This window comes from Pseudomonas sp. C2B4, assembly GCF_013359695.1.
Taxonomy (GTDB): domain Bacteria; phylum Pseudomonadota; class Gammaproteobacteria; order Pseudomonadales; family Pseudomonadaceae; genus Aquipseudomonas.
The window spans coordinates 1-24,859 of record NZ_JABFMU010000071.1 but is presented as its reverse complement, the minus strand read 5'-3'; the positions used below and the strand labels follow the sequence as shown (position 1 = coordinate 24,859).

Below are 24,859 nucleotides of genomic sequence, written 5' to 3'. Positions count from 1 at the left end.
CGCGCGCAGGCTCGCTCCCACACTGGAATGCATTTCAACTGTGGGAGCGAGCCTGCTCGCGAAGGGGACAGCCCTGACGCCACAACACTCAAGGCTCCAACCCAATCCCCCGCAAAATCACGCTCGTCACTGTCTGCACCGCCCGTTCGAACTGCATGTCCGACAGCGGCTGGTGATCATTGAGAATATTCACCTGGTGGTCGAAGTCGGCATAGTGCTGGGTCGAGGCCCAGATCATGTACAGCAGGCTTGAAGGCTCCACCGGCAGGATGCGCTTGTCGTCCACCCACTGGCGGATCTTCGCTTCTTTCATCTTGGCCCAGTCGTACAGGCTGGCGTCCAGCGCTGAGCCCAGGGTCGGCGCGCCGTGGATGATTTCGTTGGCCCAGACTTTCGAGCCATAGGGGCGACTGCGTGAGTGGTTCATCTTGGCGCGGATGTAGCTGCTGAGCACCACGCGCGGGTCGTCGAACATTTCGAAGCACAGCGCGTCCTGCTTCCACACGTCCAGCAGGCCCAACAGCACGGCGCTGTACAACTCGGTCTTGGTGCTGAAGTAGTAATGCAGGTTGGAGCGCGGCAGTTGCACCTCGGCGGCGATGTCGGCCATGGCGGTGCTGCCGAAGCCTTTTTCGGCGAAGACCTTCTCGGCCCCCAGCAGAATTTTCTCGACGTTACTGCGACGGATCTCGATCTTGTGATTGCCCATGAGGGCTCCCTGACAACAGCGTTAAACAAGACTAGCATCCGCACTGCTCGCCGCGACAGGGCCGCAGCCATGAACCCATCACTTCACCATGACAATAACAATGAAACTGATTGAACTCGAAGACGAACTCACCCGCCTCACCCTCGCCCCCGAACTCGGCGCGAGCATCGTCAACTGGAGCGTACGTGCGACCGGCCACCCCCTGTTGCGTCACACCGATGCGCATGCGCTGAACACCGGCCTGCCCGGCAAGCTCGGCTGCTTCCCCCTGGCGCCCTGGTCCAACCGCATCGCCGAAGGCGGTTTCGACTGCCCCGATGGCTGGCTGGCGCTGGCTCCCAACAGCGTCACCGATCCGCTGCCGATTCACGGCACGGCCTGGCAGCAAGCGTGGGATGTCGTTGCCCAATCGGCGGACGAAGTGATCCTGCAACTCGACAGCACCACGCCTTTCGCCTATCGCGCCCGGCAACGCTTTCACCTGAGCGCGGGCAAACTGAACATCGAGCTACAGGTCACCCATCTGGCCGACCGCGCCGTCTGGCATGGGCTCGGGTTGCACCCCTATTTTCCGCGCACGGCGAACACACGCCTGCAGGCACAGGCTGAACAGGTCTGGTTGTGTGATGAGGCGAAGCTGCCGACACAGCTCGTCAGCCTGCCCGCCCAATGGGATTTCCAGCAACCCAAGGCGTTGCCCGAGACACTGGTCGACAACGGTTTTTGCCACTGGAACGGCCACTGCCTGATCCGGCAACCGGACCTGGGCCATGAACTGGAATGCCAGGCCAGCGGCAGCGATTACTACCTGCTTTACTGCCCGCCCGGCCTGGATTTCTTCTGTCTGGAACCGGTCAGCCATCCGGTCAACGCCCATCACCTGCCCGGTCGGCCGGGGCTGCGTCTACTGGAGCAAGGCCAATCCGCTGAGCTGGGCTTCACCCTGCAATATCGGGCACTTCAAGCCGGCGCGCCCAACAACTGACTCAGCACCGCACGCAACTTGCCGGGCTTCACCGGCTTGTTCAGCAGCGGCGCATCCAGCCGTTGCAGCGAACGCCGGCACTGATCGGTACGGTCCGCCGTGATGATCACCGCGGGAATGCGCTGGTGGAAATGCTCGCGCAGATGGCGCACCACATCACAGCCAACCACGGCGTGATCAAGGTGATAGTCCGCCAGGATCAGCTCCGGCGCCCTGCCCGCCAACGCCGCCAGCGCCGAGCCTTCATCGGTGGCCGTGACCACCTCGCAGCCCCACTGCCCGAGCAACGCGCTCATGCTCTGCAGGATGCTCACTTCATTGTCCAGCACCAGCAAACGCCGGCCCGGCAACGGGTCACCGGTGCTCGGCTGGGGCGCAGCCTGGCCGATCGGCAAGGGGATGTCATGGGACAGCGGCACGTCGATGCTGAACATCGATCCGCGCCCCGGCCGTGAATGTACGCCAATGGGATAGCCGAGGATCCTGGCGATGCGTTCGACAATCGCCAGCCCCAGGCCCACGCCTTTGCGATCCGCGGCGCGGCCAACATCCAGCTGGTTGAATTCGAGGAAGATCGAGTCGAGGCGATCCGCCGGGATACCGCGCCCGGTGTCCCACACCTCCAGGCGCAGATGTTCGCCCCGGCGCCGAACGCCAAGCAGGATGCTGCCGGCGTCGGTATAGCGGCAGGCATTGCTGAGGAAGTTGCGCAGGATCCGGGTCATCAGGCGCAGGTCGGTGCTGATGGCGTAGTCGCCCATGCGCACCCGCAGGTTCAACCCCGCCGCCTGGGCAACGGACTGGAACTCCGAGACCAGCGGCCCGAGCAGTTCATCCAGACGGTAGGACGCGATGTCCGGCTTGACCGCAGACTGATCGAGCCGGGAAATGTCCAGCAGATCGGTCAGCAAGTCCTCCGCCCCTTCCAGGGCCTGGTGCGTACGTTCGACCAGCACTTGCTCGACGTCCGGCAACTGGCGTTCGCGCAGGGTCGAGATCAGCAACCTGGCCGCGTTCAGCGGTTGCAGCAGGTCATGACTGGCCGCCGCCAGGTATTTATCCTTGCTGCGGTTGGCGGCCTCCGCGGCATCGCGGGCTTCGCGCAGGGCCTGGGCGATCTGTTTACGCTGGGTGATCTGTTGTTGCAGGTTGCGATTGGCTTCCAACAGTTCGTCGGTGCGCGCGGTCACCCGCTGCTCAAGTTCGTCATTGAGTTGTTGCAGGCGCTCCTGTGCCTGCTTGCGTTCGGTGATATCGGCGACAAAACCTTCCACCAGCCCTTCCTGACCCGGTTTAAGCAGCAGGTTCATCAACACATCGATATGGCTGCCGTCCTTGCGCCGCAGGCGGGTTTCGTAACCGTTCAAACTGCGTTGCTGCCGGAGGATTTCACCGATGTCTTGCAGTTCCTGCGCGCCGCCGCAGAACAGCTTGCTGGCCAGATCATTCAGGGAAAACAGCACGTCCTGCGGGTCCTGATAGCCGAGCATGCGCGCCAGTGCCGGGTTGGTGGCGCGCATGCCCTCTTGCAGGCTGGCCTGGAAAATCCCGTGGACCGCGTTTTCGAACAGCCATTTGTAGCGGTTGCGCTCCGCCTCCAGTTCATCCAGGCGCGCGGCCAGTTCCGGGTAATGACTCTTGCGCGCCGAGTGACTGCCCAGCCCCAGCAGCCCGGCAAGCGCCGCGCGTTGCTGCTCGTCAGAGGGCTTCGCCATAGACAACCTCGACATCACGCTGACTGGATTCGCGCGGGTTGGTCAGGATGCACGGGTCATCCATGGCGTGTTGCGACAAAAACGGAATGTCCGAGGTGCGGACCCCATGCAAGCCGAGGGTTTCGTGGAAGCCGATGGCGTGTTTCAAAGCGATCAGGTGCTCCACCAGGCGCCCGCAGATCTGCCGCTGGTTCAGTCCCCGGCAATCGATGCCGAAGGTCTCGGCAATGACCTTGAAACGCTCCGGCGCCGAGCTGTAGTTGAAAGCCACCACATGTTCCACCAGCACCGCGTTGCACAGGCCATGGGGCAGGTCGAGAAAGCCGCCCAGGCTGTGGGACATGGCGTGCACCGCGCCGAGGATCGCGTTGGAAAACGCCAGCCCGGCCTGCATGCTGCCGAGCATGATCTTTTCCCGCAGGGCGATGTCCGTCGGGTTGGCGATCATCTGCACCAGGTTGCCATTGATCAGGCGCATGGCCTCCAGCGCGTGGGGATCGGTCAGCGGCCCGTGACCGGTGGACACGAAGGCTTCGATGGCATGCACCAGGGCATCGATGCCGGTACAGGCCGAGAGGAACGGGTCCATGCTCAGGGTGGTTTCCGGGTCGATCAGCGACACGTCCGGCACCACCGCCTTGCTGACGATGGAGAACTTCATGCGTTCCTGCTGGTTGGAAATGATCACGAACTGCGAGACATCGGCCGAGGTGCCGGCGGTGGTCGGGATCAGGATCAACGGCGGGCTGGGCACGCGGATGGTGTCCACCCCTTCGAATTCGAGGATGTTGCGACCGTGGGCGACGACAATGCCGATGCCCTTGCCGCAATCCATCGGGCTGCCGCCGCCGACTGCGACAATCACATCGCAGTGATTTTCCCGGTACATCTCGGCACCGAGCATGACCTCTTCGACACGCGGATTGGGCGAGACGGCGCTGTACAGGCAGTATTCAATGCCCAGTGCCTGAAGGCTGGCCTCGACGTCGGCGACCCACCCGGCGGCAATCACGCCCGGATCACTGACCACCAGCACCTTGCGCGCGCCAAAGGTCTTGGCGTAGTTGCCGACGTTGTGCCGACAACCGGCACCGAAGATGATTTCAGGCGAGACGAACTTACGCAGCTGACTGAGACTCTGGCTCATTGGAAGCCTGTTTTTATTGTTTTGGAAGGTAATATCCACACTAAAGCATCCGGCTGCGAATGCAATCAGACCAAGGTCATCTGCCGTGATTGCGAATTCACCGCAGCCCCCTGTAGGAGCGAGCAGGCTCGCTCCTACAGGGGATCGGCGGTGTTTGATCTATCCGCGATAGATCAACTGTGAAGCCTTCTCATTGCGCAACGTCAGGTGCTCCATGCCCTGCCCCGGCGCTTCGGCCTCCTCCCGGGCCTTGAGGATGACGCCATGGTGCGGCGACTTGCTGCACACCGGGTCGGCATTCTCGGCATCGCCCGTCAGCATGAACGCCTGACAGCGGCAGCCACCCAGGTCCTTGTGCTTCTCATCGCAGGAGCGACACGGCTCCTTCATCCACGCATCGCCACGAAAGCGGTTGAAGCCGAACGAATCGTTCCAGATGTGCGAGAGGCTATGTTCACGCACGTTGGGAAATTGCACCGGCAGTTGCCGGGCGCTGTGGCAAGGCAACGCCGTGCCGTCTGGGGTGATGTCGAGGAACAGATTGGCCCAACCGTTCATGCAGGTCTTGGGGCGTTCCTCGTAGTAGTCCGGGGTGACGAAGATCAGTTTGCACGGATGCCCCTGGGCCTCAAGGCGCTGGCGATATTCATTGGTGATGCGCTCGGCGCGCTGCAACTGCTCGCGGGTCGGCAGCAAGCCAACCCGGTTGAGTTCGGCCCAGCCATAGAACTGGCAGGTGGCCAACTCGACGAAATCCGCTTCCAGTTCCAGGCACAGGTCAATGATCTGCGCGATCCGGTCGATGTTGTGCCGGTGGGTGACGAAATTCAGCACCATCGGATAGCCCTGGGCCTTCACCGCCCGGGCCATGGCCAGTTTTTGCGCGAACGCCTTGCGCGAGCCGGCCAGCATGTTGTTCACCGCTTCGTCGGCGGCCTGGAAACTGATCTGGATATGGTCGAGCCCGGCCACCTTGAAGTCGTGCACCTTCTGTTCGGTCAGGCCGATGCCCGAGGTGATCAGGTTGGTGTAGTAACCCATGTCCCGCGCGGCCTTGATCAACTGCGCCAGGTCCTGGCGCACCAGGGGTTCGCCACCGGAAAACCCCAGTTGCGCGGCCCCCATGTCCCGGGCTTCGCGAAACACCCGGATCCATTCCTCGGTGCTCAACTCTTCGCCATGCCGGGCGAAGTCCAGCGGATTGGAGCAATACGGGCATTGCAGCGGGCAGCGGTAGGTCAACTCTGCCAGCAACCACAGCGGCGGCCCCGGCAACGCTTCATTCGATCCAGAACTGCGCATGGGCCACCTCCAGAAACGCCAGCACATCCTCGTCGATCCCCGGCACGCCGGGGAAATCCGCCGTCAGCCGATCGATGATCGCGGCGACGCTGCGCTCACCATCCAGCAGAGTCAGAATCTGCCCGGCACTGGCGTTGAGCTTGATCATGCCCTCGGGGTACAGCAGCACGTGGCAGGCTTGGCGCGATTCCCATTGCAGGCGAAAACCCCGGCGCAACGCGGGTGACTGTTGGCGATTGATCAGGCTCACAGGGCGATCCCCCGATGCCAGACCTTGTCCCGGGTGACCGTGTGATAAGGCGGGCGCTCCATCTCATAGGCCATGCTCATTGCATCGAGCATGCTCCACAGTACGTCGAGCTTGAATTGCAGGATCTGCAGCATGCGTTGCTGGGCCTCAAGGGTGACGTAATGCGCCAGGGTGATGCGCAAACCGTGCTCGACATCGCGCCGGGCCTGGCCCAGACGCGTGCGGAAGTACTCGTAGCCGGCCGGGTCGATCCACGGGTAGTGCTGCGGCCAGCTGTCCAGGCGCGATTGGTGGATCTGCGGCGCGAACAGTTCGGTCAGCGAACTGCTGGCGGCTTCCTGCCAACTGGCGCGGCGGGCGAAGTTGACGTAGGCGTCGACAGCGAAACGCACGCCGGGCAACACCAGTTCCTGAGAAAGGATTTGCTCGCGATCCAGCCCCACCGCTTCGCCCAGGCGCAGCCAGGCTTCGATGCCGCCTTCGCTGCCGGGGGCGCCGTCGTGGTCCAGCAGGCGCTGAATCCACTCGCGACGGATCTCGCGGTCGGGGCAGTTGGCGAGGATAGCGGCGTCCTTGAGCGGGATGTTGACCTGGTAGTAGAAGCGATTGGCGACCCAACCCTGGATCTGTTCGCGGGTGGCGCGGCCCTGGTACATCGCCACGTGGTAGGGGTGATGGATGTGGTAGTAGGCGCCCTTGGCATGCAGGGCGGCTTCGAATTCGGTGGGGGTCATGGGTGTGTTGGTCATTGTTGTTCTCCTGAAAGCGCCGCGGCGTCTGATCGGGCCTCATCGCTGGCAAGCCAGCTCCCACAGGGTTCTGCGGTGTACACAAAACCTGTGGGAGCTGGCTTGCCAGCGATGAGGCCTTCAGCTACAGCTCAATACTCATGCCGTCATACGCCACCTCGATCCCCCGTCGCGCCAGTAAGGCCCGTTCGGCCGAGTCTTCGTCGAGGATCGGGTTGGTGTTGTTGATGTGAATCAGCACCTTGCGCTGGCGGGGAAAAGCTTCCAGCACTTCAAGCATGCCGCCCGGACCGCTTTGCGCCAGGTGGCCCATTTCACTGCCCAGGCTCTGGCCGACTTCGCACAGGCGCATCTCGTCATCGCGCCATAGCGTGCCGTCCAGCAACAGGCAATCGGCGCGCTGCATCCAGCCCAGCACCTCGTCGTCGACCTGCCCCAGCCCCGGCGCGTAGAACAGCGAGGCGCCGCTGCGCGGGTCCTCGATGAACAGGCCAATGGTGTCGCCCGGTTGCGGATTGCCGCGATTGGGGGAATACGGCGGCGCGTTGCTGACCAATGGAATCGCGCGAAACTGCAGGTGGCCGCAGGCGGCAATCGCGAACGGCTGGCGATCCAGGCGCAGCGGTTGCCACTGCAACCCGCCGTTCCAGTGCTTGAGCATGGTGAACAACGGGAAGCCGCTGCTGAGGTCCTGATGAACCCGCTCGGTGCACCAGACGTTATGCGGGCACCCTTCGCGCAGGCTCAGCAGACCGGTGCAGTGATCGATCTGACTGTCCATCAAGACCACGCCGGCGATGGCACTGTCACGCAAGCGGCGAGCCGGTTGCAGCGGCGCGAAACTCTCGAGTTGCGCGCGGATGTCCGGCGAAGCGTTGCATAGCACCCAGTCCACACCGTCGTCGCTCAGGGCTATCGACGATTGCGTGCGCCGTTGCGCGCGCAGGCTGCCGTTGCGCACGCCGGCGCATTGCCGGCAATTGCAGTTCCACTGCGGAAAACCACCGCCGGCGGCGGACCCAAGGACACGGATGTGCATGAGCAATGCTCCAGAAGGCAGACCCGGCCAACGCAGCCGCTGGCCGGGTGAACAATCAACGGTTGGCGAAATACATCGTCACTTCGAAGCCAATGCGCAGATCGGTAAACGCGGGTTTAGTCCACATGGGTCATTCCTCTTCTTGTGCCGGGCGATTCCGGTAGCACCATTAATGCACGCAGCGCCGGGCGCCCGAATGCTACTTTCGAAGGAGGTTTGGGGGTGCGTTGGTAGGGGTGCAGACACACAAAAACAATGTAGGAGTGAGCCTGCTCGCGATGAGGTCTGGACATTCAACGTTGATGTTGAATGTCGGACCGCTATCGCGAGCAGGCTCACTCCTACAGGGGGTTGTGGTGTTCTTGAGGGATCAGAAGAATCCGAGCGGATTGATGTCGTAGCTCACCAGCAGGTTTTTGGTCTGCTGATAATGATCGAGCATCATCTTGTGGTTCTCCCGACCGACGCCGGACTTCTTGTAGCCACCGAACGCGGCGTGCGCCGGGTACAGGTGGTAGCAGTTGGTCCACACCCGCCCGGCCTTGATCGCCCGGCCCATGCGGTAGGCGCGGTTGATGTCGCGGGTCCACAGGCCGGCGCCGAGGCCGAACTCGGTGTCGTTGGCAATCGCCAGCGCTTCGGCTTCGTCCTTGAAGGTGGTGACACCCACCACCGGGCCGAAGATTTCTTCTTGGAATACCCGCATGTTGTTGGTGCCCTTGAGCAGGGTCGGCTGGATGTAATAGCCGCTGGACAGGTCACCCTCCAGACGCTCGGCCGCGCCGCCGGTGAGCAGCTGGGCGCCCTCCTCCTGGGCGATGTTCAGGTACGAGAGGATCTTGTCGTATTGCTGCTCAGACGCCTGGGCGCCGACCATGGTGTCGGTGTCCAGCGGGTTGCCGCGTTTGATCTTGACGATCTTCTTCATGACTTCGGCCATGAACGGTTCGTAGATCGATTCCTGCACCAGTGCCCGGGATGGGCAGGTGCAGACTTCACCCTGGTTGAAGAACGCCAGCACCAGGCCTTCGGCGGCTTTCTCGATGAACGCGGGTTCGGCCTGCATGATGTCTTCGAAGAAGATGTTCGGCGACTTGCCGCCCAGTTCAACGGTGCTCGGAATGATGTTCTCGGCGGCGCAATGCATGATATGCGCACCCACCGGGGTCGAGCCGGTGAAGGCGATCTTGGCGATGCGCTTGCTGGTGGCCAGGGCCTCGCCGGCTTCGCGACCGAAACCCTGAACGATGTTCAGCACGCCCGCCGGCAGCAGGTCGGCGATCAGTTCGGCGAAGACCATGATCGACAGCGGCGTCTGTTCCGCCGGCTTGAGCACGATGCAGTTACCGGCGGCCAGGGCCGGTGCGAGTTTCCAGGCGGCCATCAACAACGGGAAGTTCCACGGAATGATCTGCCCGACCACGCCCAATGGCTCGTGGAAGTGATAGGCGGTGGTCAGTTCGTTGATCTCGGCGGCGCCACCTTCCTGGGCGCGGATGCAGCCGGCGAAATAACGGAAATGGTCGGCCGCCAGCGGCACGTCGGCGTTGAGGGTTTCGCGCACGGCCTTGCCGTTGTCCCAGGTCTCGGTGACGGCGAGGATTTCCAGGTTCTGTTCGATGCGGTCGGCGATTTTCAGCAACACCAGTGAGCGGTCCTGGGCCGAGGTCTTGCCCCAGGCGTCAGCGGCGGCATGGGCGGCGTCGAGAGCTTTGTCGATGTCGGCGGCGCTGGAGCGCGGGAACTCGGCAATCACTTCGCCGTTCACCGGCGAGGTGTTGGTGAAATACTCACCATTGACCGGCGCGACGAATTGGCCACCGATGAAGTTGCCGTAGCGAGGTTTGAAGGTAATGACGGCGCCAGGTGTTCCGGGTTGGGCGTAGATCATGATGAGGCCTCTGTCTGGGTCGATGCCTGTACAGGCGATGAACCGATACTAAAGAGCCCCGCGCGCCGGACGAATGCATCGTTGGCAGGAGGGGCTCTCGTTATTTGGTAGTAGGTCCTGTTCCGATCCCACTCCTGTGGGAGCGAGCCTGCTCGCGAAGGCGTCGGGTCAGGTACAACTTTGCTGAATGACACACCGCTTTCGCGAGCAGGCTCGCTCCCACAAGGGGTCAGGTGGTGGCTTCTGGATCAGTGCTTGGCCACCAGATCCTTCGGCAATTTGAAGGTCCAGAGCATGCCGCCCTGGTTGAAGTCCTTCACGCGCTTGGCCACTTCGCCGCCCCACAGCGGTACGGCGCCGCCCCAGCCGGAGAGCACCGAGACGTACTGTTCGCCGTCCATTTCCCAGGTCACGGGTGAGCCGAGTACGCCGGAGCCGGTCTGGAATTCCCAGACCTTCTCGCCGGTCTTGGCATTGAACGCCTGCAGGAAACCTTCCGGCGTGCCGGTGAACACCAGGTTGCCCTTGGTGGTCAGCACTCCGCCCCACAGCGGCGCGAAGTTCTTGTGGCGCCAGACTTCCTTGCCGGTTTTCGGGTCGATGGCGCGCAAGACGCCGATGTAGTCTTCATTCAATGGCTTGATGGTGAAGCCCGCACCGAGGAACGCCGCGCCTTTCTTGTAGGCGATGCCCTCGTTCCAGATGTCCATGCCCCACTCGTTGGACGGTACGTAGAACAGGCCGGTGTCTCTGTTGTAGGCCATCGGCATCCAGTTTTTCGCACCCAGGAACGCCGGCGCCACGAACACCGAACTGCCCTTGGCTTCGGAACCCGGTGCACCGGGGCGGCTGGCTTCGTTGTAGATCGGACGGCCGTCCTTATCCAGGCCCGTGGCCCAGGTGATCTTGTCCACGAACGGGAAACCACGGATGAATTTGCCGTTGGTGCGGTCCAGCACGTAGAAGAAGCCGTTACGGTCGGCGGTGGCCGCCGCTTTGATTTCCTTGCCGCCTTCGCTGTAGTTGAACGACACCAGTTCGTTCACGCCGTCAAAGTCCCAACCGTCGTGGGGCGTGCTCTGGAAGTGCCACTTGATGGTGCCGTCGTCCGGGTTGAGCGCCAGGCGCGACGACGAGTAGAGGTTGTCGCCCGGCCGCAGGTGCGAGTTCCAGGGTGCCGGGTTGCCGGTGCCGAACAGCAGCAGGTTGGTTTCCGGGTCGTAATAGCCGCCCAGCCAGGGCGCCGCACCGCCGGTCTTCCACAGGTCGCCCGGCCAGGTCTTGCCCGCCTCGCCGCCGGAGATACCGTTTTCCACAGCCTTGCCGTTCTTGTAGACGTAGCCCATATGGCCTTCGACCGTCGGCCGGGTCCACAGCAGCTCACCGTTTTTCGGGTCGTAGGCCTCGATCTTGCCCACCACGCCGAACTCGCCACCGGCCACGCCGGTAATCAGCTTGCCGTTGATCACCAGCGGCGCGGCACTGATCGAGTAGCCTTCCTTGTGGTCGGCGACTTTCTTGCTCCAGACCACCTTGCCGGTGTCCTTGTTCAGCGCCACGAGCTTGGCGTCGAGGGTGCCGAAGATCACCAGGTCGCCGTACAGCGCGACGCCGCGGTTGATCACGTCGCAGCAGGGGCGAATGTCATCCGGCAGGCGCGCATCGTATTGCCAGAGCTTCTTGCCGGTGCGCGCATCCACGGCGAACACCCGCGAGTAAGACCCGGTCATGTACATCACGCCGTCCTTGACCATCGGCTGCGCCTGCTGACCACGCTGCTTTTCGCCGCCGAACGAGAACGCCCACGCCGGGCGCAGCTCCTTGACGTTGTCGACGTTGAGAATGTCCAGCGGGCTGTAGCGCTGACCCTGAACGCCCAGGCCGTTGGTCACGACCTGCTCGGGGTTCTTCGGGTCCTGGAGAATGTCCTGGTCGGAAACCCCGGCCAATGCCTGGCCGGACAACAGCATGGCACTGAGCAACAGGCTCAGGACGAAGGGCTGGCGACGTGCGGGTTGAGTCATGACGGCTTCCTCTGCGGTTTTTGTTGTATTCGCGGGAAATTTCCCGGTCTGGTGCAGATTCTTGGGCGCCGGCGCCTGGACAACAATTGGCCGCAATGTGGAGATTTCTAGTTCCTTGGTACAGGGTTAGGTGTGGATCGCACGCCTCCCCTGTAGGAGCGAGCCTGCTCGCGATGAACCCAAGAACGCCACGGGGTGTCAGGTTTCCAGCGTTATCGTTGACCACCATCGCGAGCAGGCTCGCTCCTACAGGGGGGCGGTGTTGATTATTGCTGCGCGTTGGAATCGACTCGCGTCATCTGCGCCCGCTCATAGCGCGGATACAAATGGCTCACGCTGCGAATCAGCTCATAGCGACTCAAACGGATCCCGGCGAATCGCTCGGGGATGGGACTGCGGATCATCTCGGCCATGTCGCTTCCATTGGCCGCGCCCTCGCGCATCAGCTGGTCGAGCCAGCCCAGGTAATCGCGCATCTGCGCGAAGGGTTTGGCATCGCTTGCTACAGGCCCGTGGCCGGGCACGATCTGCGTCCAGGGCAACGCCTGCAGGGTCGCAATGTCGGCCAGCCACACCGACGGCCCCGGACTGTTGGGCGTGGTCAGGGCCCGTTGATAAAACACCAGGTCCCCGGCGAATAGCACGCCGGTTTGCTGGTCGAGAATAGCCAGATCCGCGCCCGTATGCCCACCCAGACCTATCAGGCGCAGATCATGATTCCCAAAACTTTTCACCCCTGGGGCCAGGGTTTCGCTCGGCAACAGCACTTCGGTGCCGCGCATCCAGTCCCCCACCAGCCGGTACATGTTTTCGGCCATGGCATCGCCCTGCTGTTGCAGCAGTTCAGTGGTACCGGCCAGTGCGCCAATCGGCACATCGCTGAACGCCTGGTTGCCCAATACATGGTCGGGGTGATGGTGGGTCAGCAGGACCTGGATCACCGGTTTGTCGGTGGTGGCGGCAATGGCCCGACGCATCGCTTCGCCATAGCGCTTTGACGGCCCGGTATCGATCACCACCACCCCGCGCTCGGTGACGATGAACGCGGTATTGACGATATTGCCGCCATTGTCCTTGCCGAAATTATCGGTGCTGCCTTCCAGCAGCCAGGTGTCTTCGGCGATCTGCCGGGGCTTGAGCGTGTATTCGAGATCGGCCATGGCCGGCAGGCCGAGGGCGATGAACAACAGCAGCATCCAGCGCATGTCAGGCTCCTTCAAGTCAGGGAATGGCCGCATCGAATTGATTGCCGCTGTTATCGCGCAACAACAGGCGCGTCTGCCCTGCCCCCTCGAGATCAAAGGCCAGGCTGGGGTTCTCGCTGACGGCGGGGAACAGTTCGAGGCGGGCCAGGAGCTGATCCTGTTGATCACGCAGCTCGGCATGATTGATGAAAAATTCCGGGATGCCGCTGACCATGCCGTTGTCCATCGGATGCGCCACCTGCAAGCGCAGGCGACTGAAGTCCTGGCGCGGATAACGGCCGCCCAGCACCTCACCCATGCGCTCTTCCCAGCCCGGCTGGGTGCGAACCACGCTCGGCGCGGTGCAGCCGCCGCCCGCCGCATCGATCAGGGTCGAACCGACATGCCACAGCCCGTCACGGGTCAGCACCGCCGCACGCAAAGGTGTGGCCTGCTCGATACGGATGCGGATCGACAGCCATGGCAACACACCGGCCAAGGGTTCGAAATCGACGATTTTCGGCAAGGGGTTGAGTTCCGCCCAGGCGAGGATTCTCACCACGTCGCCCTTGAACGCCCGGGCGTCGATTTCCAGTGGCACCTGCCGCGCGTCTTCGGCGAACGGCGGTGCCAGCAGCTTGACCCGCTCATCGAACACGAACGGCCCATCGCCCAGCATTTGCTTGTGGTAGAACCCCCACATCACCGACGGCACCGGGTCTTTACCCGGATCGACAGCGGCGGCATGGGCAGCCAGGCTCAAGCAGCAGACCAACAGACAATTCCTTTGCCATTTCATCGCCGGCTCCTATTGATACATCTCGGGCACGTCGTAGCGCAGGCCGTAATGGCCGTAGATGGTTTTCACCGAGCCCTCGCGGATCAACCCTTCAAGCGCCTCCTCCACCGCATAGGCCAGTTGCCGGTTGCTCTCGTGCACCGCCATGCCGATCTCCCAGAGCTGCTTGCCCATGTTCGGGTAGGCGTTCTCCGCCAATGCCAGTTGTGGGTCGGCGGCTTCGTGCACCTGCCAGTCGATCTCGCCGCGCATGGCCATGACCGCGTCGACCTCGCCGGCCTTCATGGCGGCGAAGGCTTGGGACACGCCTGGATAGTGATGGGTCTTGCCGGCGAGCATGCCGTTGAACACCGACGTCAGGTAAAACGACGGCACGCTGTCGACTTCGACGCCGATCGGGTGCTGCTCGAACACCGCGACGCTGGCGACCTTGTCCAGGCGGCGACGGTCATAAGCGACTTGCCATTGCTCGTTCTGGTACGGACCGAACATCACCACATGGCCGTTTTCCAGCTCGCCGAATTCGTTGCGCTTTTGCGCGTAATCGCGGTCGTAGGGCACGCGCATCATCAGGTCGGCCAGTTGCTGGTTGTGCAAGGCACTGGCGCGCCAGATGTAATCGCGCAGGTCGTCGTCGAGCTTTTCACCGGGCGGCGCCCAAATCAGCGTCAGGCGCACGCCCAGCGCCTTGGCCAGGGCCTCGGCCAGTTCCACGTCGACGCCCCGGGGCTGGCCGGCCTGCTCGAAACTGTAGGGGGCGAAGTCCTTGTAGACCGCCACCTTCAGCTCCCCGGCGGCGATCATTTCGTCGTAGTTGCGCACTTGCGCCTGCACCGACTGACAGCACAGCCACACCGCGCCGAGCAACATCGCAAGCAGGCGCATGGCGTCACTCCTCGACGTGCACGGTGTCCAGATAAGTGCGGACCGCCCACAAGGCTTCCTGACTCAGGTAGTCAGCCATTTTCGGCATGTACACCCGGCCGTCGCGCACCGCGCCATGGCGTACCCGTTCGGCGAACCATTCATCACCCGATTCACCGACATCGAGCATGCGCAAGTCGGGGGCGATACCGCCGGACTTGGCTTCCAGACCATGACAGGCCGCGCAGTTCTGGGTGTAGGCAGAGGCGCCGATTTCCACGGCCTTGTCGTGTTCCGGGGCGGTGCGATAGGGATTCACCGCAGCCCAGCCGTCGGCATCGAGTTGCACGCCGGCATCCTTGATCGGGGTCAGGCCCTGGGTGGCGACGGCCTGCGGCACCACATTGCCGTGGGCCCAGACGGAACCGGCACTGATAAGACCGGCCAACAGTCCGGTGACGAGCAAGGCGTTGCGTTTCGTTGTCATTGTTATGCCCTCAGGTTGCACGCAAAACCTCTTGGCAGAGGCTACGGCGACCATCTTAGAAACCCCGGCGCACCGACCCCATGCTGCTTTGGTGGCCGGCGTCTAATTCCTTGGTAGTAAGGCGTTTGGAGGGACGCCGGGATCAGGTGGGCGCGGACCGTGGAGCCGGTCGACGCCGATCAGGGTCAGGATCAGCAGAAATGGCAAAAGCAGTGCCTTGACGATGCGCATGGTCAGTCCCCCTGGAGTCATGGCCGCAGGAACCCATGCTAAAACCGCGCCGACCGCCCGCAGCTACTACCTTGGTACTGGCTCGTCGGTACTTTCTGCATATTTCCACGATGCCAAGGGCTTCCTATGCTGGCGCTACCTGTAATGGAGTGCCCTATGCGCCAGCTTGCCCCTTACGCCCTGATCTACCTGTTGGCGATTGCCTGTGCCGCCGGGCTGGCGACCCAAAGCCAGGCCGCGGAGGCGCCCTTGCAGGTACGGATCGGCTACCTGGGCTATCGCCCCGACCCCGGCCCGCTGCTGTCCAACGTCATTCCCGAACCCACCGACGCCGGGCTGCGTGGCGCTGAACTGGCGATCATCGACAGCAACAGTACCGGGCGTTTTCTCAATCACGGCTACAGCCTGGAAAGCGCCAATGTCGACAGCCCCGAAGCCTTGCTCAGCGCGGCGAAGACCCAGCATGAACAAGGCCTGCGCCTGTTCGTGGTGAACGCGCCTGCCAGCAGCCTGCGCCAACTCAGTGCGGCCCTGCCCGACAGCCTGCTGTTCAATGCCGGCAGCGCCGACGACAGCCTGCGCACCACCGATTGCCTGCCGAACGTGCTGCACAGCCTGCCGAGCCGGGCGATGCTGGCCGATGCGCTGGCGCAGTTCCTGGTGGTGCGCAAATGGCAACGGGCGCTGCTGATCGTCGGCCCGACGCCGGACGATCAGGCCTATGCCGCGGCCCTGCGTCGCGCAGCCAAGCGCTTCGGCCTGCAACTGGTGGCGGAGAAACCCTGGAGCTTCGATAACGATCAACGGCGCAGCGCCCAGGCCGACATGCCGCTGTTCACCCAGACCGCCGAATACGACGTGGTGCTGGTGGCGGACGAGCGCGGCGACTTCGGTGAATACGTGCCCTACCAGACCTGGTACCCGCGCCCGGTCGCCGGCACCCAAGGCCTGACCCCCGTGGGTTGGCACAACACCGTGGAAACCTACGGTGCCGCCCAGTTGCAAAAGCGCTTCGAGGCCCTCTCCGGACGCTGGATGAACGACCGCGACTTCGCTGCATGGATCGCCGTGCGCAGCATCGCCAGCGCCGTGAGCAAACTGCGCCAGACCGATCCGATGGCCATCCGCGCCCTGGAAATCAGCGATCAGTTGCCGCTGGACGGGTTCAAGGGACGCAAGCTCAGTTACCGCCCGTGGAACGGCCAATTGCGCCAGCCGATCCCCATCGTGCAGCCCCGGGCACTGGTCAGCACGTCGCCCCAGGACGGTTTTCTGCACCCTTTCAACGAGATGGACAGCCTGGGTTACGACAAGCCCGAGGTCAGCTGCCGCTTTCCCTGAACAACAACGACAACAAGGACACCGCCATGCACCGCACTCTTTTTTGCCGCCGCCTGTTCACTGGCGCCCTGCTCCTCGCCGCAGGCCACGCCGGCGCCAGCACCGCCTGGGTCTCCAATGAAAAGGACAACAACCTGAGCCTGATCGACATGCAGACCCTGCAAGTCACCGAGACCCTGCCCGTCGGCCAGCGCCCCCGTGGCCTGCTGCTGTCCCATGACAACAAGTTGCTGTACATCTGCGCCAGCGACTCGGACCGGGTCCAGGTGATGGACGTGGCCACCCGCAAGATCATCAAGGAACTGCCCTCTGGCAAGGACCCCGAGCAATTCGCCCTGCACCCCAACAACCGCTGGCTGTACGTCTCCAACGAAGACGATGCGCTGGTGACCGTGATCGACACCGAGACCTCCAAGGTCCTCGGCCAGATCAACGTCGGCGTCGAGCCCGAAGGCATGGCCGTCAGCCCCGACGGCAAATGGGCGGTCAACACCAGTGAAACCACCAACATGCTGCACTGGATCGACACCAGCACCCAGACCCTGGCCGACAGCACCCTGGTGGATCAGCGCCCGCGTTTCGTCGAGTTCAGCAATGACGGCCAGCAGCTCTGGGCCTCGGCGGAAATCGGCGGCACGGTGACGATCCTCGACGTTGCCAGCCGCAACGTCCTCAAGACCCTGAACTTCCAGATCAAGGGCGTGCACCCGGACAAGGTGCAGCCGGTAGGCATCAAGCTCAGCGCCGACGGCAAATACGCCTTCGTGGCCCTGGGCCCGGCCAATCACGTGGCGGTCATCGACGCCAAGACCTTCGAGATCCTCGACTACCTGCTGGTGGGCCGCCGCGTCTGGCAACTGGCGTTCACCCCGGACCAGAAGCAGTTGCTCGCCACCAACGGCGTCAGCGGCGATGTGTCGGTGATCGACGTCGACAGCCTCAAGGTCAGCAAATCGGTGAAGGTCGGACGCTATCCATGGGGCGTGGTGGTGACGCCATGAACGCCCTGGAAGTCAGCGACCTGAGCTTCTCCTATGGCGCTCGCGAGGCCTTGCGCCAGGTGAGTTTCAGCCTGGCACCCGGGCGTTTCGCCGCGTTGCTGGGGCCCAACGGCGCAGGCAAGTCAACGCTGATTGCCCTGCTGACCCGGCTCTATGATCTGCAGCACGGCGATATCCGGGTGGGCGGCTGTTCATTACGCAAAGCGCCGCGCCCGGCGCTCAAACAGCTGGGCGTGGTGTTCCAGCAAAGCACGCTGGACCTGGACCTCAGTGTCGAGCAGAACCTGCGTTATCACGCCGCCCTGCATGGTTTGTCGCGACGTGAGACCGACCTGCGCGTCGATGCGGAACTGGTTCGCCAAAGCCTGGACGAGCGTCGTGCCGAGCGGGTGCGTAGTCTCAATGGCGGCCACCGCCGGAGGGTGGAAATCGCCCGGGCCCTGCTGCATCAACCGCGCCTGTTGTTGCTGGATGAAGCCAGTGCCGGCCTCGATCCGGCCAGTCGCCTGGCGCTCAACCGGCACATTCGCAGTCTGTGCCGCGAGCAGCAGATCAGCGTGCTCTGGACCACCCATTTGCTCGATGAAGTGCAGCCCAGCGATGACTTGCTGATTCTTCATCAGGGTCGGCTGGTCGCCAGTGGACAGGCCGATGCGCTGAGCCTGGAACACGGCGGCGACCTTGACTCGGCGTTCACTCGCCTGACCACCACGGGAGCGGCCCGATGAACGCTTACTGGCAATGTTTCAGCGGCATCGTCCTGCGCGAGTGGCTGCGCTTTGTGCTGCAACGCACGCGATTTCTCAGCGCCCTGGTGCGACCGCTGCTGTGGCTGCTGGTGTTCGCCGCCGGGTTTCGCGCGGCACTGGGCATCGCCATCATCGAGCCCTACGACACCTACATTCCCTACGAGGTCTACATCATTCCGGGCCTGGCCTGCATGATCCTGCTGTTCAATGGCATGCAGGGTTCACTGTCGATGGTCTATGACCGCGAAATGGGCAGCATGCGCGTGCTGCTCACCAGCCCCCTGCCCCGGACGTTCCTGCTGTGCAGCAAACTGCTGGCCACGTCGCTGATCTCGCTGTTGCAGGTGTATGCCTTCCTGGCGATTGCCTGGGTCTACGGCGTGCAACCGCCGGCCATGGGCCTGTTGCTGGCCCTTCCCGCCCTGTTGCTGGTGGCATTGATGCTCAGCGCCCTGGGGCTGTTGCTGTCCAACGCCATCCGCCAGCTGGAGAACTTCGCCGGGGTGATGAATTTCGTGATCTTCCCGCTGTTCTTTTTGTCATCGGCGCTGTATCCGCTATGGAAAATGCGCGAAGCCAGCGAATGGTTGTATTGGCTGTGCGCGGTGAACCCGTTCAGCCATGCGGTGGAGCTGGTGCGTTTTGCCCTGTATGAGCGATTCAATCCGCTGGCGCTGGGAGTTTGTGCGGGGCTGACGCTGGTGTTCGCCCTCCTTGCCGTCCTGACCTTCAACCCCCAACACGCGGCCCTGCGCAAATCCACCTGACCACACCACCCCCTGTGGGAGCAAATCTGTGGCGAGGGGATTTATCCCCGTTCGGCTGCGAAGCAGTCGCAGAGTCAGTCAACCCGGTATGCCTGAAGGAATACTGGGGCCGCTTCGCAGCCCAACGGGGATAAATCCCCTCGCCACAGGGGTGCTCCCACAGGGATTCTTCATTGCGCGGGGAGAAATTACTACTTTAGTACTGGTTTTACCGGTCCATCGTCGCATTCCCAACGCACCGCGACTGGCATGTAATGGGCGCATAACGATAAGGATCAATCCCCATGCCGCGTGCCCGACGTCGCCTGTTGCGTCCCACTCTCGCTGTGTTGTCCCTCAGCCTGTGGCTGGCTGGCGCAAACGCGCAAACGCCATTGTTTTCCCCCGATGGCTATCGCATCGACCTGTACCGCAGTCCCACGCCGGACCTCATGCAAGACGCGACCATCATCGATACGCCCGTGCTGCAAACCCTGCTCGGGCAAAACCCGCCCCCGGTGCTGATCGACGTCTACCGCCGCCAATGGCTGCAAGGCCGCTTCATCGAGGACCAGCCCCACGAAAACCTGCCCGGCAGCCACTGGCTGGCCAATACCGGCGACGGTGAGCTGACGCCGCAATGGCAGGCGTATTTCGCCGACAATCTGCAGAAACTGACCAGCGGCGACCTGACACATCCGCTGGTCTTCTACTGCCGCGCCGACTGCTGGTTGAGCTGGAACGCCGTTAAACGCGCAGCCCGCCTGGGCTATAAGACACTGTACTGGTATCGCGATGGCCTGGATGCCTGGCAAGCGGCCAGGCTGCCGGTGATTCCAGCCCAGCCCGAACCCTTTCCCTGAGCTTTACGCGTGCACGTTGTTGCCACACCATAATCAAAATAATGAGGTGAAAGGCCATGTACAAAATTCTGATTGCCGACGATCACCCGCTGTTTCGCGAAGCCATACACAACGTCATCAGCGATGGTTTTACCGGCAGCGAGGTCATGGAAACCGCCGACCTCGACAGCGCCCTGGCGCTGACCCAGGAACACGATGACCTGGACCTGATCCTCCTCGACCTGAACATGCCGGGCATGCACGGACTCAATGGCCTGATCAACCTGCGCAACGAAGCGCCGACCATTCCGGTGGTGATCGTCTCCGCCGAGCAGGACAAGCAGATCGTCCTGCAAGCCATCACCTACGGCGCGGTGGGTTTCATCACCAAGTCCTCGCCCCGCGCGCAGATGACCGATGCGATCCAGCAGATTCTCAACGGCAACGTCTACCTGCCCCCGGACATCATCCGCACGGGCAACAGCAGTTCGCACCGGCGCATGAACGACACCCCGAGCATCCCGCCGGAACTGCTGCAAGCCTTGACCCGCAAGCAGTTGCAGGTACTGGAGCGGATGACCAAGGGCGAATCGAACAAACAGATTGCCTACACCCTGGAAATCGCCGAAACCACGGTCAAGGCCCACGTCTCGGCGATCCTGCGCAAGCTCAACGTGCACAACCGCGTGCAGGCGATCCTGAGTGCCGGGGATATTGATTTCGGGTCTTATTTGCGGCGTTGACCGCTCTGCCCCTGTAGGAGCGAGCCTGCTCGCGATGGACCTCAGAACGCCGCGCAGTGTCAGGCACCCAGCGTCATCGTCGACCACCATCGCGAGCAGGCTCGCTCCTACAGGGGGCGCGGCCTGGTCATAGGGTCTGGCCGAGCAAGTGACTCATCGCCGTCTTCAGCTTCATCGGCCGTACAGGCTTGTGCATCAGGGTATGGCCCAGCTCGCGGATTTGCTGCTTGAGCTCGTTGCTGTAATTGGCGGTGATCATCATCACCGGAATCGCACTGGCCCGACGGGCATTGATCCGGGCCACGGCATCGACGCCGTTACGGTCGTTGTCCAGGTGGTAATCGGCAATCAGCAAATCCGCCTCGGCATGGTAATTGTCCACCTGCCGCGCCAGGTCCTCTTCAGACAGCGCCGTCACCACCACGCAACCCCAGCCCTCCAGCAAGGTGCGCATGCCGGCACAGATGGTCGCGTCGTTGTCCAGCACCCAGACCTTCGCCCCGCGCAGCCGTTCGAGCATCGGCTCGGTCATCGGCGGGCTTGGCAATGGCTTGGGGGCGGTGGCACTCAACGGCACTTCCACCGAAAACAACGAACCCTTGCCCGGCCATGAACGCACCTGAATGCGGTGCCCGAGAATCCCGGCAATCTTCTCGACGATCGCCAGGCCCAGGCCCAGCCCACGATCCTGGTCCGGGCGCTGCACATCGCCGCGCTTGAACTCCTGGAAAATTTCTTCCAGGCGATCCTCGGCGATGCCCATGCCAGTGTCCCAGACCTGAATCGACAGGCGCTGGCGATGTCGACGGCAACCCAGCACCACGCGGCCGCTGTAGGTGTAGCGAATGGCGTTGCTCAACAGGTTGCGCAGAATCCGCGCCAGCAACTGAATATCGCTGCGCACCAGTGCCGAACAGCCGATGAAATGCAGTTGCAGGCCTTCGCTGCGCGCCACCTGGGTGTACTCGGCGGCGAGGTTTTCCAGCAGTTCGCTCAAGGCGAATGGGGCAATATCGGCCTTGATCACCCCGGCATCGAGTTTGGAAATATCCACCAGCGTACCCAGCAGCGTCTCCACGTCTTCCAGGGAATTGCTGACATTGCGCACCAGGATCTCGTTGCAGATCGGCTCGCGACGCTCCAGCAAGGCACTGGTGAACAGTCTCGCGGCGTTCAGCGGCTGCAACAGGTCATGGCTGACGGCGGCGAGAAACTTGGTCTTCGACAGGTTGGCCTGTTCCGCTTCCAGCTTGGCTTCGCGCAAGCGTGATTCGACCCGGCGACGCTCGTCGATTTCCCGCAGCAGCTGGCCATTGAGGTCGGTCAGTTCGGCGGTGCGTTCGCGCACCCGCAGTTCAAGGTTCTGATAGGCCTGATGCAAGGCTTCGGCGGTACGGCGGCGCTCGGTGATGTCGCGAATCAGCACGAAGATCCCGACCACCTCGCCGTTGGCCAGGCGGTTGGGCACGTAGGAACGCAACATGTAGCGCTCCTGATTGTTGACGTTGGTCTCGGCGAATTCGAAAGTCACGCTCTCCCCGGCCAGCGCCCTGGCCACGTAGGATTCCAGGCGCTGGTAGTGCTGTTCGCTGTGCACTTCACGCAGGCTCTGGCCGAGCATCACCCCGCGCGGCCAGCAGTACCATTCTTCGTAGACCTTGTTGGTGAATTCGTAGACCAGGTCGGCATTGAGGTAGGCGATCAACGCCGGCACATGGTCGGTGATCAGGCGAATCCAGCGCTCGCTCTCGCTCAGGGCCTCGGCATGCTGGTAGCGTTCGGTGATGTCGGTGAAGGTGTTGACGAAACCGCCGGTGGGCAGCGGATGGGTACGGATCTCCAGGACCCGGCCATCGTCCAGGCGCTGTTCGCATTCCTGCACCGGCCGTCCGTTGGCGCCACGGCTGGCGGGGGTCAGCAGGGTCAGCTCGCTGTCGGCGATCACTTCAGCAAACGGGCGATGGGCCGCCACCGGTGCCAGGCCACTGAGCTCGAGAAACCGCCGGTTCCACAGTTCCAGAACGCCCTCGGCATTGACCATCGCCACCCCCTGGGACAAGTTGTCGACCGCCCGTTGCAACAGGTGCGACTTCTGCGCCAGCGCCTGCTCGCGGCGCACGGTTTCGCTGAGTTTGACGTCGGTAATGTCGGTGAACAGGATCACCCGTCCGCCTTCCTGGGTCGGCCGTTCGCTGACTTGCAGCCAGCGACCGTCCTGCAGGCGGTACAGCAGGTTTTCCTCGGCATGCCCGCGAGGTTCTTCGGCAAACATCCCGTTGTTGAGCATCAGGCGCTTGACCTCGGCCAGGCGCATGCCGGCGTGGATCCGCACCCGGCTGTTGTGCCAGAACGCTTTGAAACGACTGTTGAACAGGACAATGCGCTGCCCGGCGTCGAACAGCACGAAGGCATCGGAAATGCTTTCGATGGCATCGACCAGGTGTTGGTGGGCCGTTTCGGCGCGCAGGCGCGCCTCGCTGAGCAAATGGTTGCCGGCCTTGAGTTCGGCCATGGCCTGGTTCAAGGCGTCGGTACGCTCGCGCACCTGCTCGGCCAGCACCACCGAATGCTGGAAGGCCGCATAAGGATCGTTGCCACGGGTGATGCCGGACTCGATTCGCTCGATCAGCGCTGCGTTGATGCGTTGCAGCTTTTGATTGTCATGTTGCAGGGCGGCGATCTGCGCCCGAAGCTCAGCGTTTTCCGAGGGACCGGCCCCGGGCGATGGCAACGCCGGTGAAGGTCTGGTTGATGTGCATGCCATTGAACTGTTCTCCGTAGGAGTTGAACCCCATTACCCGTTGCTCGCGCAAAAACGCCCCGACCTGTTCCAGGCTGCCGTGGTCTTCCAGTTCCAGGCGCCGCAGGAAACAGTCGCAGCCGATGGTCAGCAATAAATCGCCGAGCCGCTCCTGCAAGCCGTCGAACAGGTTTTGCAGATTCGGCAACAACGGGCCCGGGGTCATGGCGGTGAGGACAATGCCGTTCTCCACCGCGCAGTAGAAACTCAGGCTCAAATCCGGATGAACCTGCTGGATGGCGCGCACGTAATACTGTTCGTTGATGCGCACGGCCAAGGGGTGCGCGGCGAAGATCCGGTGGTCGAGCTCGGCCACCGGCACACCGATGTGCCGGGCATACTCGGCGGCGGCTGGCTCGGCGTTGAGTTCGAAGACCCGTCGCGAGGCGCTGTCGGCCCCGGTGACCACCAGCTTCTGCGCCTGAGGCTGCAGGTGATGGGTGGTGAACACTTCGAAGTCCAGCCAGGTATTGACCAGCACCACCACCGCCGCGCCACTGTGGAAGCCGCCGTCGAAGTAAACGTGGGTGTGAGTCAGGTAGTTGTCGTCCCCGGCCGAGCCGCCGAAATGGGGAATGGCACCGAGCGCCGCACTCAAGGCGGCCAATACCATCTCTTCGCGGCTGGACAGGCCATCGAGCAGGGTCAGGGCAAAGCTGTTGCCCTTGATCGGGGCCAGGGTGTTGCTGCGACAGCCACCCACCAGACGCTCGACCATCTGCTGTGCGTCGATCAGGCTGAAGTGCTCCATTTCGTCGATCAGTTCCAGGGCGATGGAAAAGTGCCGGTGATCGAAACCCATCGCCGTCACGCAATTGCGTCCATAGCCCAGCGGGGTGATTTCCCCGGCGCTGGTGCAACCGGCCAGGCGTATCCCGCCGAAACTCTGCTGCAAGGCCTGGCCCAGCGCCGGCAAATCGTATTCGGCGGAACAGAAGAACAGCACGAAACCCAGATTCGGATGCAGCAACTGCCGCGCCAGTTCCTGCGCCGCCTGCTGCGGGTCGGTGGCGAGCGACATGGCGCTGACGACACCTTCGTTATGGACCTGCTGCATTGCCACCCCCGCAGGTGCGTGTATATGAGGTACGAGTGTACGAAGGCTGAGGGGCGGGACGAATGCTACTTGGGTAGCGGGTAGCCGCTTCGATGGGATGAGAGGGTCTCGCAAATCCACCTGTTACCCAACATCCCCTGTGGGAGCGGGCTTGCTCGCGAAGGCGGTCTTCCAGTCAGTATTTATGGTGCCTGACACTCCGCC

Annotated in this window: 23 protein-coding genes; 7 read left to right on the top strand and 16 right to left on the bottom strand. The window is 62.8% G+C overall.

Annotated features, from left to right (window positions below; all coding sequences use genetic code 11):
- Window positions 1–88 precede the first annotated feature (88 nt).
- Window positions 89–709, bottom strand: a complete 621-nt coding sequence (locus HNQ83_RS27790) for a TetR/AcrR family transcriptional regulator (protein ID WP_175392045.1) — start codon at window positions 707–709, stop codon at window positions 89–91.
- A 100-nt stretch (window positions 710–809) separates the two neighbouring features.
- Between HNQ83_RS27790 and HNQ83_RS27785 the strand changes: the two genes are divergently transcribed.
- Complete coding sequence (locus HNQ83_RS27785; protein WP_175392044.1) at window positions 810–1,694, top strand: aldose 1-epimerase; 885 nt, start codon at window positions 810–812, stop codon at window positions 1,692–1,694.
- On the opposite strand, the gene HNQ83_RS27780 is transcribed toward HNQ83_RS27785, so the two are convergent.
- The 13 genes from HNQ83_RS27780 to pedF all read right to left on the bottom strand — a co-directional run bounded on the left by HNQ83_RS27780 (window position 1,670) and on the right by pedF (window position 15,145).
- A complete protein-coding gene (locus HNQ83_RS27780; protein WP_175392043.1) occupies window positions 1,670–3,409 on the bottom strand; it encodes a NahK/ErcS family hybrid sensor histidine kinase/response regulator in 1,740 nt (579 codons plus the stop codon). The genes HNQ83_RS27785 and HNQ83_RS27780 overlap by 25 nt on opposite strands.
- Complete coding sequence (ercA, locus tag HNQ83_RS27775; protein ID WP_175392042.1) at window positions 3,393–4,556, bottom strand: alcohol dehydrogenase-like regulatory protein ErcA; 1,164 nt, start codon at window positions 4,554–4,556, stop codon at window positions 3,393–3,395. Before ercA ends, HNQ83_RS27780 begins: the two co-directional genes overlap by 17 nt.
- A gap of 159 nt (window positions 4,557–4,715) precedes the next feature.
- Window positions 4,716–5,858, bottom strand: a complete 1,143-nt coding sequence (pqqE, locus tag HNQ83_RS27770) for a pyrroloquinoline quinone biosynthesis protein PqqE (protein WP_175392041.1) — start codon at window positions 5,856–5,858, stop codon at window positions 4,716–4,718.
- Complete coding sequence (gene pqqD, locus HNQ83_RS27765; protein WP_175392040.1) at window positions 5,836–6,108, bottom strand: pyrroloquinoline quinone biosynthesis peptide chaperone PqqD; 273 nt, start codon at window positions 6,106–6,108, stop codon at window positions 5,836–5,838. Before pqqD ends, pqqE begins: the two co-directional genes overlap by 23 nt.
- Window positions 6,105–6,857 (bottom strand): pyrroloquinoline-quinone synthase PqqC, encoded by a 753-nt coding sequence (gene pqqC, locus HNQ83_RS27760; RefSeq protein ID WP_175392039.1) that lies wholly within the window; start codon window positions 6,855–6,857, stop codon window positions 6,105–6,107. The genes pqqD and pqqC overlap by 4 nt, the downstream gene beginning before the upstream one ends.
- 124 nt (window positions 6,858–6,981) lie before the next feature.
- The gene (gene pqqB, locus HNQ83_RS27755; RefSeq protein WP_175392038.1) at window positions 6,982–7,896 is read right to left on the bottom strand and encodes a pyrroloquinoline quinone biosynthesis protein PqqB; all 915 of its coding nucleotides are present in this window, start codon (window positions 7,894–7,896) and stop codon (window positions 6,982–6,984) included.
- Between the two features lie 55 nt (window positions 7,897–7,951).
- Window positions 7,952–8,023: a pyrroloquinoline quinone precursor peptide PqqA gene (gene pqqA / locus HNQ83_RS27750; RefSeq protein WP_003253598.1), complete on the bottom strand. Its 72-nt coding sequence runs from the start codon at window positions 8,021–8,023 to the stop codon at window positions 7,952–7,954.
- 243 nt (window positions 8,024–8,266) lie between these two features.
- Complete coding sequence (locus tag HNQ83_RS27745) at window positions 8,267–9,787, bottom strand: aldehyde dehydrogenase family protein (RefSeq protein WP_175392037.1); 1,521 nt, start codon at window positions 9,785–9,787, stop codon at window positions 8,267–8,269.
- Window positions 9,788–10,035: 248 nt separating this feature from the next.
- Complete coding sequence (locus HNQ83_RS27740; RefSeq protein WP_175392036.1) at window positions 10,036–11,811, bottom strand: PQQ-dependent methanol/ethanol family dehydrogenase; 1,776 nt, start codon at window positions 11,809–11,811, stop codon at window positions 10,036–10,038.
- Window positions 11,812–12,077: 266 nt separating this feature from the next.
- Window positions 12,078–13,016, bottom strand: coding sequence for a quinoprotein relay system zinc metallohydrolase 1 (locus HNQ83_RS27735; protein WP_175392035.1), 939 nt, complete (start codon window positions 13,014–13,016; stop codon window positions 12,078–12,080).
- Between the two features lie 16 nt (window positions 13,017–13,032).
- The gene (locus tag HNQ83_RS27730) at window positions 13,033–13,794 is read right to left on the bottom strand and encodes a quinoprotein dehydrogenase-associated SoxYZ-like carrier (protein ID WP_175392034.1); all 762 of its coding nucleotides are present in this window, start codon (window positions 13,792–13,794) and stop codon (window positions 13,033–13,035) included.
- A 9-nt stretch (window positions 13,795–13,803) separates the two neighbouring features.
- Window positions 13,804–14,679 (bottom strand): ABC transporter substrate-binding protein, encoded by an 876-nt coding sequence (locus HNQ83_RS27725; RefSeq protein WP_175392033.1) that lies wholly within the window; start codon window positions 14,677–14,679, stop codon window positions 13,804–13,806.
- A 4-nt stretch (window positions 14,680–14,683) separates the two neighbouring features.
- Window positions 14,684–15,145 (bottom strand): cytochrome c-550 PedF, encoded by a 462-nt coding sequence (pedF, locus tag HNQ83_RS27720; RefSeq protein ID WP_175392032.1) that lies wholly within the window; start codon window positions 15,143–15,145, stop codon window positions 14,684–14,686.
- 387 nt (window positions 15,146–15,532) lie between these two features.
- On the opposite strand from pedF, the gene HNQ83_RS27715 reads away from it, so the two are divergent.
- The 6 genes from HNQ83_RS27715 to HNQ83_RS27690 all read left to right on the top strand — a co-directional run bounded on the left by HNQ83_RS27715 (window position 15,533) and on the right by HNQ83_RS27690 (window position 20,798).
- Window positions 15,533–16,717, top strand: a complete 1,185-nt coding sequence (locus HNQ83_RS27715) for an ABC transporter substrate-binding protein (protein ID WP_175392031.1) — start codon at window positions 15,533–15,535, stop codon at window positions 16,715–16,717.
- Window positions 16,718–16,743: 26 nt separating this feature from the next.
- Window positions 16,744–17,718 carry a YVTN family beta-propeller repeat protein gene (locus tag HNQ83_RS27710; RefSeq protein ID WP_175392030.1) on the top strand — a complete coding sequence of 325 codons (975 nt, stop codon included), beginning with the start codon at window positions 16,744–16,746 and terminating at the stop codon, window positions 17,716–17,718.
- Window positions 17,715–18,446, top strand: a complete 732-nt coding sequence (locus HNQ83_RS27705; protein ID WP_175392029.1) for an ABC transporter ATP-binding protein — start codon at window positions 17,715–17,717, stop codon at window positions 18,444–18,446. Before HNQ83_RS27710 ends, HNQ83_RS27705 begins: the two co-directional genes overlap by 4 nt.
- On the top strand, window positions 18,443–19,234 hold the full coding sequence (locus tag HNQ83_RS27700) for an ABC transporter permease (RefSeq protein ID WP_175392028.1): 792 nt from the start codon (window positions 18,443–18,445) through the stop codon (window positions 19,232–19,234). The genes HNQ83_RS27705 and HNQ83_RS27700 overlap by 4 nt, the downstream gene beginning before the upstream one ends.
- Before the next feature lie 284 nt (window positions 19,235–19,518).
- The gene (locus HNQ83_RS27695; RefSeq protein ID WP_175392027.1) at window positions 19,519–20,076 is read left to right on the top strand and encodes a PQQ-dependent catabolism-associated CXXCW motif protein; all 558 of its coding nucleotides are present in this window, start codon (window positions 19,519–19,521) and stop codon (window positions 20,074–20,076) included.
- Between the two features lie 56 nt (window positions 20,077–20,132).
- Window positions 20,133–20,798 carry a response regulator transcription factor gene (locus HNQ83_RS27690; RefSeq protein ID WP_175392026.1) on the top strand — a complete coding sequence of 222 codons (666 nt, stop codon included), beginning with the start codon at window positions 20,133–20,135 and terminating at the stop codon, window positions 20,796–20,798.
- 127 nt (window positions 20,799–20,925) lie between these two features.
- On the opposite strand, the gene nahK is transcribed toward HNQ83_RS27690, so the two are convergent.
- Complete coding sequence (gene nahK, locus HNQ83_RS27685) at window positions 20,926–23,562, bottom strand: hybrid sensor histidine kinase/response regulator NahK/ErcS' (protein WP_175392025.1); 2,637 nt, start codon at window positions 23,560–23,562, stop codon at window positions 20,926–20,928.
- On the bottom strand, window positions 23,492–24,655 hold the full coding sequence (gene nosP / locus HNQ83_RS27680; protein WP_175392024.1) for a nitric oxide-sensing protein NosP: 1,164 nt from the start codon (window positions 24,653–24,655) through the stop codon (window positions 23,492–23,494). The genes nahK and nosP overlap by 71 nt, the downstream gene beginning before the upstream one ends.
- Window positions 24,656–24,859 lie beyond the last annotated feature (204 nt).